The organism is Arthrobacter sp. Soil_N43 (genome assembly GCF_057655195.1).
In genome coordinates this window covers 1-11,216 of sequence record NZ_JBDGML010000014.1, presented here as the reverse complement: position 1 = coordinate 11,216, position 11,216 = coordinate 1, and the positions used below count along the sequence as shown (strand labels likewise).

Annotated in this window: 9 protein-coding genes and 1 rRNA gene; 3 read left to right on the top strand and 7 right to left on the bottom strand. The window is 66.6% G+C overall.

Annotated features, from left to right (window positions below):
* Together rrf and AC3A3W_RS00455 are read left to right on the top strand one after the other, a co-directional pair.
* Positions 1 to 77 (top strand): 5S ribosomal RNA (gene rrf, locus AC3A3W_RS00460); the annotation flags it as partial.
* A gap of 307 nt (positions 78 to 384) precedes the next feature.
* Positions 385 to 1,224 carry an SDR family NAD(P)-dependent oxidoreductase gene (locus tag AC3A3W_RS00455; protein ID WP_487439931.1) on the top strand — a complete coding sequence of 280 codons (840 nt, stop codon included), beginning with the start codon at positions 385 to 387 and terminating at the stop codon, positions 1,222 to 1,224.
* Positions 1,225 to 1,228: 4 nt separating this feature from the next.
* Here AC3A3W_RS00455 and AC3A3W_RS00450 read toward each other — a convergent pair whose 3' ends face one another.
* The 7 genes from AC3A3W_RS00450 to AC3A3W_RS00420 form a co-directional block, all read right to left on the bottom strand.
* Complete coding sequence (locus tag AC3A3W_RS00450; protein WP_487439930.1) at positions 1,229 to 3,379, bottom strand: sensor domain-containing protein; 2,151 nt, start codon at positions 3,377 to 3,379, stop codon at positions 1,229 to 1,231.
* A gap of 119 nt (positions 3,380 to 3,498) precedes the next feature.
* On the bottom strand, positions 3,499 to 4,878 hold the full coding sequence (locus AC3A3W_RS00445; RefSeq protein WP_487439929.1) for a UDP-glucose dehydrogenase family protein: 1,380 nt from the start codon (positions 4,876 to 4,878) through the stop codon (positions 3,499 to 3,501).
* The gene (locus tag AC3A3W_RS00440; protein WP_487439928.1) at positions 4,875 to 6,029 is read right to left on the bottom strand and encodes a glycosyltransferase family 4 protein; all 1,155 of its coding nucleotides are present in this window, start codon (positions 6,027 to 6,029) and stop codon (positions 4,875 to 4,877) included. Before AC3A3W_RS00440 ends, AC3A3W_RS00445 begins: the two co-directional genes overlap by 4 nt.
* 125 nt (positions 6,030 to 6,154) lie before the next feature.
* Complete coding sequence (locus AC3A3W_RS00435) at positions 6,155 to 6,403, bottom strand: hypothetical protein (protein WP_487439927.1); 249 nt, start codon at positions 6,401 to 6,403, stop codon at positions 6,155 to 6,157.
* Positions 6,396 to 7,832 carry a flotillin family protein gene (locus AC3A3W_RS00430; RefSeq protein ID WP_487439926.1) on the bottom strand — a complete coding sequence of 479 codons (1,437 nt, stop codon included), beginning with the start codon at positions 7,830 to 7,832 and terminating at the stop codon, positions 6,396 to 6,398. Before AC3A3W_RS00430 ends, AC3A3W_RS00435 begins: the two co-directional genes overlap by 8 nt.
* A 164-nt stretch (positions 7,833 to 7,996) precedes the next feature.
* Positions 7,997 to 8,866 carry an HNH endonuclease gene (locus AC3A3W_RS00425; protein ID WP_487439925.1) on the bottom strand — a complete coding sequence of 290 codons (870 nt, stop codon included), beginning with the start codon at positions 8,864 to 8,866 and terminating at the stop codon, positions 7,997 to 7,999.
* Between the two features lie 85 nt (positions 8,867 to 8,951).
* Entirely contained in the window at positions 8,952 to 10,280 is a 1,329-nt protein-coding gene (locus AC3A3W_RS00420) for a nucleotide disphospho-sugar-binding domain-containing protein (RefSeq protein ID WP_487439924.1), read from the bottom strand.
* A gap of 63 nt (positions 10,281 to 10,343) precedes the next feature.
* Between AC3A3W_RS00420 and AC3A3W_RS00415 the strand changes: the two genes are divergently transcribed.
* The gene (locus AC3A3W_RS00415; RefSeq protein ID WP_487439923.1) at positions 10,344 to 10,991 is read left to right on the top strand and encodes a TetR/AcrR family transcriptional regulator; all 648 of its coding nucleotides are present in this window, start codon (positions 10,344 to 10,346) and stop codon (positions 10,989 to 10,991) included.
* Positions 10,992 to 11,216 lie beyond the last annotated feature (225 nt).

The following is an 11,216-nucleotide window of genomic DNA, read 5'->3' as shown; positions in this document are numbered from 1 at the left end:
CGAACCCGGAAGCTAAGACCCACAGCGCCGATGGTACTGCACCCGGGAGGGTGTGGGAGAGTAGGTCACCGCCGGACAACCATTAGGTCGAGAGCCCCAACCACACGGTTGGGGCTCTCCCGCATTTAAAACCACCCCCACACACAGATAAAGGTGAGGGAGCGTGCGTGATAACCCGGCGAAAGGTGAGGGAGCGTGCGTGATAACCCGGCGAAAGGTGAGGGAGCGTCGGAACATATCCTGACGCGGCGCCGTTGTGTTAGCTGAGCGGCTGTGGTTTCGATAAGCTCAACCAGCGTTATACAGGCTCCACCAGCCGTGTTCGGCAAGCAGGAATCGGCTCGCGACAGGCACCGCCCGGCTTCTCAACCAAAAGGACTGCTCATGCCCCAGCGCACCATCGTCATCACCGGAGCCAGCGATGGCATCGGTGCCGCAGCCGCCCGGAACCTGGCAAGGGCAGGCGAGCGGGTCGTCGTCATCGGCCGTTCTGCGGAAAAAACCAAGGCGGTGGCTGCAGAGCTTGGTGCCGACTACTTCGTCAGCGACTTTGCCGAGCTGGCCCAGGTGCGGGAACTCGCCGGGGAACTGAAGGAAAAGTACGGGCGCATCGATGTGCTGGTCAACAACGCCGGCGGCATCATGGGCCGGCGTGAGCTCACCGCGGACGGCTACGAGAAGACGTTCCAGATAAACCACCTGGCCCCGTTCCTTCTCACCACCGAACTCATGGATGTCCTGCTGGCCAGCCGCGCCACGGTCATCAACACCGCCAGTGCCGCCAATGGGTTCGGCAACCTGGACCTTGCCGACCTTCACGGCGGCCGCAAGTACTCGACGAACCGTGCGTACGGCACGTCCAAGCTGGCCAACATCCTGTTCACGTCGGAACTGCAGAACCGTTTCGGCGAGGCAGGAGTCTCGGCGGCCGCTTTCCACCCCGGCGCGGTGGCCACCAACTTCGCGGCCGAGTCCACGAGCTGGTTCCGCCATGCCTACAAGACGTTCATCAGCAGGTTGCTGCTGACCCCGGAACAGGGCGCGGACACACTGGTGTGGCTCGCCACCTCCACGCCGGGCCGGGACTGGGTTCCCGGCGCGTACTACGCCAAGCGGGCGCTGGCCCAGGCCAACAGGCAGGCCTACGATGCGCAGCTCGCGCGGGAACTCTGGGACCGGAGCGAAGAGATGGTCCACGCCGGCCAGACCGCCGAAAAACGATAAGGCGTCAGCGCCGCAGCCGCATCCCCTCCAGCGCGTCGATGGCATCGGCTGAGCGGAGGAGGGCGATCTCCAGGCCAGTGTCCGGCTCGGGGAACGAGAACAGGTAGCCCTGCAGGAGGTCACACTGCAGGTCCGTCAGGTATGCCGCCTGCGCTGCCGTCTCGACCCCTTCGGCCGTGACGGTCAGGCCCAGCGAGTGGGCCATGTTGATCATGGAGCTGAGGATCGGGAGTTTCTCGGCGCCCGTACGGATCATGGAGACGAAGGACCTGTCGATCTTCACGGCGTCCACGGGAAGGTCCTGAAGCCGCCCCAGCGAGGAGTACCCGGTGCCGAAGTCGTCGAGGGCCACGCTCACCCCGGCGTGGCGGAGGCGTCCCAGCTGCTCGATCACGTGGTCGTCATGGTCGAAAAACACGCTCTCCGTCACCTCCAAGACCAATTGCGCAGGGTTCATGCCGCAGGAGTCCGCGAGCTGCAGCACGTCGTCGGCGAAGTCACGTTCCCGGAGCTGAACCCCGGAGACGTTCACGGCAAGGGAGCGTGCGGGGGATCCGGCGAGCCAAGACCGCAGCTGGGTGAAGCTTTCTTGGAGCATGTGCATGCCGATGGCTGAAATGAGCCCGCTGCGCTCCGCCGTCGGAATGAACTGAGACGGCGGAACTCTCTCGCCGTTCCGGTCCCACCGCGCCAGTGCCTCGAACTGGGTCACCTCGCCAAGCACCGGCGAGATAATCGGCTGGTAGTTCACGGTGATCTCGTCGTTGTCGACGGCGAGCCGCAGCCCGGCTTCCATATCCGTTCGCCGAACCAGCGCCGTCATCATCTCGGGCTGGAACCGCAGGTACTGGTTCTTGCCTGCAGCCTTGGCGGCGTACATGGCCACGTCCGCCCGGCGCAGCAGCTCCGAGGCCGCGATGACCCCCTCACCCATGGACGCGAGGCCCAGGCTGAGGCTCGGCCGAAGCATGGCTCCATCGATCAGCACCGGAACGTTCAGTGATTCCACGATGCATTCCGCCACGCGGTCGGCATCCGTAGACCCGGTCAGGAGCACCACGAACTCGTCGCCCCCCAGCCGCGCCACGGTATCGTCCGGGCGGACGCAGGCCCGCAGCCGGCGGGCAACCTCTATCAGCATCTGGTCACCGGCGTGATGGCCGAGGATATCGTTGACCTCCTTGAAGTCGTCCAGATCCAGGAGGAGGACGTCGACGGCGGCACTGCACTCGCCGCGCAACGCTTCAGTCAGCTGCTCGTGGAACAGTTTCCTGTTGGCCAGTCCGGTCAGCGGGTCCTGGAAGGCCATGGCCTTCAGCTGTTCGGCCTGCTCGGCGAGTTCGGCCAGCGCCTGCTTCGCCTGTTCCTGGGCGAGGCGCCGCGGCGTCACATCGCGGAAGCTCCAGACGCGGCCCACCACTTTGTCATCCACCTTCTGCGGGCGTGAGTAGCGTTCGAAGGTCCGGCCGTCGCGGAAGTCCAGGACATCGTGGCTCTCCGCGGCGGGATGCGCATACAGTTCGTGAACTTTCGCGAGGAAGGTCTCCGGATCGGAGAGCTGACCCAGGACGTACCCCATCACGGCTTCGTCGTCGTGGGTGGCAAGCATCTCGCGCGGTATGCGCCACATGGCGGAGAACTGATCGTTCATCCCGGCGATCTTGCCGTCGATGCCGACCACGAGGATGCCGTCCGCGGTCGACTCCAGTGTGGCGCTGAGCAGCGACATCGCTTCGCGCAGCCCGTCATCTGCCCCCTGCCGGTGGAACGTCGGCCGGAAGGACGCCACCAGGAAGGTTGTCCCCTCCGCGTCCAGCAGGGAGCAGGCCACCTCGCCCTGGAACTCGCTGCCGTCGCTGCGAAGGCCGTACGTCTCAAGAGGCGAGGGAGCTGGCGCGTCGGGTCCCTGGGTGGGCCGAAGAGAGGCGAAGTATCCTTCAAACCTGTCGTGGAAGCCGTTCGGAAGGACGAACCGGTGGTCCCTGGTGATCAAATCCTGCTTGGCGTACCCGAAGATGGAGGCCGCGGCGGTGTTGGCGAGGCTGATCAAGCCGTTTTCGGCGATGACCAGCACGGCGTCAGGCAACGCATCGAAGACTGCCTGGAACCCCAGGCCCGGACTTGCCGGCTGCGCCGGCGGCAAAGGAGCGCCCATCAGGCAAGCTCCCTGTGAGACCAAAAATCCTTCATTGAACATACCCCCTCCGGAAATCATAGAGTCCGGCCCAGCCGGACTCCACCCCTGGAGCGTCTGAACAGAGTTGGGGGAAGTGTTCAGTGGGCGTACTTGGCCTCAACGGGTCCGACCAGCGGCGCCCCGGCGTTCGTCCCCAGGCCCCGCACCGTCCAGCCCACCGCTTCCCAGGCTGCAGCGTCCAGCACGTTTCGAGCGTCCAGCAGCGTCCGCCGTCGTACGAGCTGCCCGGCAGTGGCAGGTGACAACGAGCGGTACTCATCCCATTCGGTCAGCAGCAGCACCAGTTCGGCGCCCTCCAGCGCCCGGGCGGAAGACGGCTCGAACCGCAGCTGCGGGTAGCGCATCCACGCGTTGTTGATGGCCTTCGGGTCGGTCACGGTCACGTGCGCGCCCGCGGCGGCGAGCCGGAGGGCGACGTCGAGGGCTGGCGAGTCGCGGATGTCGTCCGTCTCGGGTTTGAACGCGGCACCCAGCACCGTCACCGTCCGGCCGGCGAGATGGCCCTCGCACAGCTCGCGGGCCAGCTCGACGGTCCGCAGCCTCTGGCCGGCGTTGACGGAATCAACCAGCCCCATCCAGTCCTTGGCCGACTCGACACCCAGCGTGGCGGCCTGGGTCTTCAGGCTGCGGATGTCCTTCGGCAGGCATCCGCCGCCGAAACCCAGCCCCGCGTGCAGGTACCGGCTTCCGATGCGGGGATCGAGCCCCATCGCCTCGCTGAGCTCCCGCACGTCAGCGCCCGAGGCATCGCACAGCTCCGACATCGCGTTGATGAAGCTGACCTTCGTGGCCAGGTACGCGTTCGACGCAGACTTGATCAGCTCAGCGGTGGCGAAGTTGCAGACCAGCCGCGGAATGCCGGCGCACAGCAGCGGCTCATAGACCGCATCCAGCACGGCCGTCACTCCCTGCGGTGTGCCGTCCGGTTCAAAGGCGGAGTCCCTGCCGCACGGCACGCCGTACACCAGCCGGTCGGGCACCAGCGTGTCCTTCACGGCCGTCCCCTGGCGCAGGAACTCCGGGTTCCAGCCGAGCAGGACGTCCGGCCGGCCGGCGAGGATTCCGCCCAGCATGTCAACCGTTCCCACGGGCACCGTTGACTTGCCGACGACGGCGGCACCGCGGCTGAGGTGCGGAACGAGACTTTCGGTGGCGGAGACCAGGTAGCTGAGGTCGGCGCCGTCGGAGGTCTTGGATTGCGGGGTGCCGACGCAGAGGAAGTGGATCCGGGCGCCGGCAGCGGCGGCAAAATCTGTGGAGAAGGTGAGCCGGCCGGTGGCCCGGCCTTCGCGCAGCAGTTCGTCCAGGCCCGGTTCGAAGAACGGGGCATCGCCGCCGGCCAGGCGCTCCACCTTGCTGGGGTCAACGTCGATCCCCACCACCTGGTGGCCCATTGACGCGAGCGTGGCTGCGTGGACTGCGCCGAGGTAGCCGCAGCCGATCACGGAGATTTTCACAGGCCGGCTCCTTCGATGGTTGCGTGCCCGGCCAGTGAGGAGGCGGCCATGACTCCCTCATAGTGGCGGACCAGTTCGGCGTTGAGGGCCGGCCAGGTCCGGTCCTGGACCGAAGCGTGTGCGGCCGCGGCGAAGGCGCGGCGCTTGGCGTCGTCGCCCATCAGGTCCATCACACGGCCCCGCAGGTCGGCCAGGTCTCCGGGCCGGTACAGCCATCCGGTCCGGGAGTTCTCCACCAGATCCAGGGGGCCGCCGCGTCCCGTGGCCACCACCGTCACGCCCGACGCCATGGCTTCCTGGATGGTCTGGCAGAACGTTTCGAACTCACCCGGGTGAACGAACAGATCGAAGGAAGCCACCGCCCTGGCCAGCTCCTCGCCGCCCAGGAACCCGGTGAAAACCGCGTCCGGCATGGCTTCTTCAAGGGCCGGACGCTGGGGACCGTCGCCCACGATGACCAGCCGGGTACCCGGGACATCGGAGAGCACGGCCAGGTCCTCGACCTGCTTCTCCACGGCGAGCCGCCCCACATAGCCGATGATCCGCTCACCGCCGGGTGCCACGGATGCCCGCCAGCCGGCGTCGCGCTTTTCCGGCGCAAAACGCGCGGTATCCACACCGCGCCGCCACATGTCCACCCGCGGAATCCCGCGGCCGCGCAGCTGGTTCAGCGCGAACGTGGAGGGCGCCAGCGTCCGGTCGGCCAGCAGGTGGATGTTCTCCACCCGGGTCCAGGCCCAGTTCTCGAGGAACGGCACGCCGTAGCGCGCCATGTAGCTGGGAACCTCGGTCTGGTAGATCGCCACGGTAGGGATGCCCAGCTGGGCCGCCGCCTGGGCTGCCCGCCAGCCGAGCACGAACGGCGACGCCAGGTGGACCACGTCGGGCGCGTAATCGGCAAGCATTCTCTTGACCCGATATACGCCGCCCAACGCCACCCGAACATTCGCATATCCGGCCAGCGGAACGGAGGGGAGCCGGTGGACAATCGCGCCGTGGACAACATCGAGAACATCGGTGTCCGACGTCGACGGCGCAATCACCATCACCTCATCACCGCGCTCCTGCAGGTGCTCGAGCACCCGCAGAATGGAGTGCGTAACCCCGTTCATCAGCGGCAGGAATGATTCAGCGACTATTGCGATCCTCACCCCTCCACCGTGGTCGCGGCGTCTGACGCTGTGGGGGAGCGGGCGTGACGCTGAGGGAAAGGTTGGGTTAACAGGAAGGCAGGGGTTCCGTCCGGTCTGGCCGACGGCGGCTCAACCGGCTCCGGTTACCCTCCGGGATCGGACCGGAGAATGTCCGGCAGCTCATCCACGTACACCGTCTGGGGCGGTTCGAAGTAGATGACGAGCACCTTTTCACCGACCGGGAAGACGCTGGTTTTGTCGAACGGGTGGGCATGGAAGGCGCTGGTTCCGCCGCGGAACGGCAGCATCACCTCGCCGATGGTGCCAGGCCCGATGCGCCCGGTCACCCTGCCGATCTTGCCGGTCAGGCTGTGGTCCGCGTTCCTATGCATTGGGGGTCTTCGGGGATCGTTTTGACCCGTCCTGGCCATCTTTGAGCGCAGAGGACAGGCGCGGAAGGAACGTGCCGGCTTGCGAGAGGATCCCGCCGATCATGCCGTTGAGGCCGTCGCCGCCGTTCAGCACGGTCATCTGGCCGACGTGGCCAAACGGCTCGGCCGCGGCGGACACGATGGCCGGCATGTTCTCAGCCAGTTGCTGGGCGATGACGGCGTCCTGGTTTGTCTCCAGCGCCTCGCCCCGGGCCTTGATGCCCTCGGCTTCGGCCAGGGCCTTGGCCTTGATCGCCGACGCGGCGGCATCGCCCCGGGCCCTCGTCGCAGCGGCCTCGGCTTCACCTGTCACGCGGGTGGCTCCCGCTATGGCCGCGGCGGCTGTGGCGCTGGCCTGGGCCTCGACTTCAACGCGCCGGGCGTTGGCCTGTGCTTCGAGTTCGGTCCGCTTGGCCCGTGCTTCGGCGGCGCTGATGTCTGCGGACTTCTGGGCCTCGGCTTCGGTGCGCTGCGCGTAGGCCTTGGCGTCGGCTGGTTTGCGGATGACCGTCTGGAGTTTCTGTTCCTCGCGGTCCGCCTCCAGCTTGGCCACTTCGGTTTCCTGGACCACCACCTGCTGGCGGGCCGTTGCTTCCGCCAGCGGCCCCGCCTGGGCGGCGTTGGCCTTGGCCCGCTCTGCGTTGGCCTGGGCAACGGACTGTTTGATGGCCGAGACACTCTGGGCGTCGGCAATCTGGGCCGCTGCCTCGGCTTCCTTCTCGGCAGCTTCCCGGTTTCTGGTGGCCTCTGCGATGCGGGCCTCCATCTTGACCTGCGCAATGTGTGGCTTGGCGATGTTCTGGATATAGCCGGTGGGATCCTGCAGGTCCTTGATCTGCAGGGAATCGACGACGAGTCCAAGCTTTTCCATTTCCACGCCGCTCGCGCCACGCACCTGGGACGCCAGTTTGTCGCGCTCGCGGATGATTTCCTCGACGGTCATGCTGCCGATGATGGAGCGGAGGTGCCCTTCGAAGACGTTATAGACCTGGCTCTCCATCTTTGGCTGCTGGCCGAGGAACCTCCGCGCGGCATTGGCGATGAAGGCCGGTGCGTCGCCGATTTTGTAGATGACCACGCCGTCCACAATGACCTGGATGCCCTGGGAGGTGACACACGAGACCTTGAGCTCGGTTTCATTCAGGGTCAGGGACAGTGCCCGCACCGTTTGCAGCCCGGGAACCACGAGCGCGCCCCGGCCGGTGACGATCTTGAAGTCCATCCCGTCGGTGTTCTCGAGGGTCCCGCGCGTCAGGCCCGAAATGATCAGGGCCTCGTTGGGCTCAGCTACCTTCCACATCAGTTTTATGGCCACCCAAATGACAGCGATTCCGGCGAGGACTCCGGCGACGGTGGCGATAACAGGGAGGAAAGCTGACAGGGCTTCCATGATTGTGTCCTTTCACGTCATTGAAAAAGGCGAAGCGCAGTGCGGGCCGGCACGCCCGAGCGCGCCGGGACTGCCCGCTTTCATAGACAGTCTTGCCGGGCGCATGTGGGAAAGTCCAGCAATTTGATGATCAGGATCCGGGGTCACCCGCGGCGGCCGCCCTGCTAGTGCTGTTCCAGGATCCGGCGGGCGTCCCGCTGGGCTTCCAGCTCTTCCGGGGTCACCGTTTGTCCGGACAGATAGCCGGCTCCGGCCATGAGCTGCTTGAGCTCCGCTACGGTCCGTGGCGTGCCCACACCCAAGTGCGCCATCGCGTGGCAGTTAGGGCACAGCGGCACCAGGTCAGTCACCGGGTCGACCTGATAGTCATTGCCGATCTGTCCGGCCGGCACCAGGTGGTGGACCTGGATGAAGCCAGCGCCCGCCTCTCCGTACGCCGACTCGAAGGAGAAGCCGCACACGGCGCAGCTCGTGCCGTGATGGGCTACACAGATCCGCCGTGCTTCGGCGCTGCATTCATGCCGGTTGGCCTGTACCCGGACGACCGCTTGCTCCGGATAGCTCCCCGGCACGAGGTGGACCGGGTCCTGTGGCTGGGCGGGTCCGAACTCCCGCCACACGGCACGGACTTCCGCCTCGAGTACCGGATCAAGGACGGCCGCCGGCTCCGTCAGATCCTCCCAGGGAACCTCAGGCACGGATTCGGCAAGGACCCCGGGCAGGATCTGGTCGCCGGGCGGAAGGAGGGCATCGAACGCCACCGCGATGGCACGGGTGCCGTCGTCCGGCCAGCCGGCAGCCGCTGCATGTGCTGCGGATGGCGCCGTGGCCGAGAGCACCAGGCCGTGCCCGAGGAGTCCACAGCGGCGGCCCCGCAGCCAGAGCCACACCTCAGCGCCGGCGGGGACGTCCGCCGGTCCCGCCACGGTCCAACCGGCCACGAAGACGCCTGTTTCCCTCACCCGTTCGACGGCGGCGGCGTAGTTCCAGCCGTCGCTGTGGTCAGGGTCCCACGCCAGGATGATGGCTGTCATAGGCATATTCTTGCAGTGTTCCCGCCCCGGCGGACCGGCAACGTTGATTCTCGGGGCTGCGCCCCAGGGGCCGATGCCTGCGGCGCTATTCGGCCCCGTCCCGGAGCGGGCTCGATGCGGCGATCGTCTCCACCAGCTCGGCCAGCTCATCCACGCCCCTTGACGTTCGGATTGCGCCCCCGATGCGGCCGCTTGCCTCGCGATAGGAACTGTCTGCCAGGACGGTGCGTACGGCCCTGGCCACCGCTTCGGGGGTGGCACGGTTGGTCCGGAGGTTGATGCCGGCGCCCGACCAGGCCACGCGGGCGCACACTTCGGTTTTATCCTCGGTTTCACCGGCCACGACGAGCGGCACGCCGTGCCGCAGCGCGAACTGCACCCCGCCGTAGCCGCCGTTGGTGACCAGCACGTCGGTCTTGGCGAGCAGTTCGTCATAGGGCAGGTAGGACGCAACGCGGACGTTGTCCGGCATCGGCCCGGCGAGATCTGCCACGGGGCGTCCGCCGGTGCTGACCACGACCAGGACGTCGTCATCAGCCAGACCGTCGATGGTGGGGCGGATCAGGTCGTCGAAATCCCGGTTGGCGACAGTGCCTTGGGTGACGTGCACGACCGGACGGCCGGCGTCGAGTTCCTCCCACCAACCAGGCACGACGTCCGCGGTCGCGTCTCCGGCGCTCTTCGTGCCGCTTTGGGAGACCGGCCCCACAAAATGCACCGTTCCTGGGAGGTCCGACCGTGGATATTCGAACTCCGGCACCGTGAATTGGACCAGGCAATCGGCGGCGCGCGGCCAGTCCATGAAGAACGTCGGGAAGGGCTGCCCCGTGGTTTCCCGGGCGACGGCGTCCGCGTACTTCTGCACCGGACCGAAGACCACTTTCTCGGTCAGTGTTTGCAGTGCCCGGTTGCGAAGCCGGCCTGCCGCTCCCGACATCGGCCGGATGCCCAACCCATAGGGGGCCGTGTCCCTGCTCGCCAGGCTGAGCGGCACGATGCCGCAGTTGACCACGGCGGGACGGCCGGACCGTGGCTGGCTGAGCAGCAGCGCGGCGCCCATGAACAGCGATTCGGCCAACACGGCATCGGCAGGGCGTTCCGCGAGCGTGGCGAGGACCGCCTCGTACTGGGCCTTTCCCGGACGCATGAAGATCTCCTGGATGTCGAACCGGATTCCCTTGGGTCCTTTGAGGCCGACGCGGCCGGGAAACGCCCCAGCGAGATTTGTGTCGTCGAAGTCGGCTTCGGGAGGCAGGGGAACGAAGCTTGCTCCGGTGTGCTCCACCCGGTCCCGGTAGCGCTGCCCGGTGAGGAACCGGACGTCATGTCCACGTTCGACGAGGCCTGCAGCCACGGAGAGCATCGGCGTTACGTGGCCAATTAAGGGGCTGGAGCAAACTAGTACCGATGCCATGGTGGTCTCCTATGAGGATGAGTACGTTGTAACAGTTTTCATTACTGTGGCAAAGTAGTCAATATGCAGGATCAGGAAAAACGTCGCCGCCGGTACCGCTCTACGCTCCGAAATGCCCAAGCGGACGCCACCCGGCAGCGGGTGGTCGCAGCCGCCGGCCGCTGTTTCGCCATCAGGGGATTCACGGCGACCACCCTTGGTGCCATCGCGGATGAAGCGGGTGTCTCGGTGGAGACCGTTCAGGCCCACGGCCCCAAGAGAATGCTTCTGCTGGCGGCGGTGGAAACCGCTTCGGCGGGTGTTGACGGCGGGCGCTCCATCTTGGACGTCCCCGAGGCAAGGGCCGTGCTCGAACAGACCAGCAACGCGGAGGCTGTCGCCGGACTGGCGGCTTTCGCGGCGGACCTCAACCGCCGGGTCGGGTCCCTGTGGCAGGCGCTGGCGGCTGCCGCGCAGGGGGATTCCGACCTCGCTGAGGCGTATGCAGGGCTACAGGAACGGATCCGGGCAGACTTTGCGAAAGTGGTCCAGGTACTGCAGACGCGTTCCGGGCTTCGGACGGACGTGGAAGCCGAGGAAATGGCTGCGACCCTGCTGGTGCTTACCTCGCCGCACCAGTATGACCTGCTGGTTGTTCAGGCCGGCTGGGAGCAGGAACGCTATCGCGGGTGGCTGGAGCGCATGCTCGCTGAAGCGGTCCTGGTCCGGTAGCAAACACCACGGCAGTAGACGCGCCAGGACGCAAAAGACGGCCGCCTCACCGGAAGGGGAGGCGGCCGCCGTCGTGCTGTGGGTTTTAGGTGTTCTGGACGTGGTCCTTGGCGTCCGTGGCGCTGGCCTTGACGTCGGAGACGGCTGTCTGGCCTTCTCCCTTGACGTGCTGGGCGGCGTCGGTTGCGGTGGCTTTGACGTTTTCCATGGCTTCCTGGGCGGGTT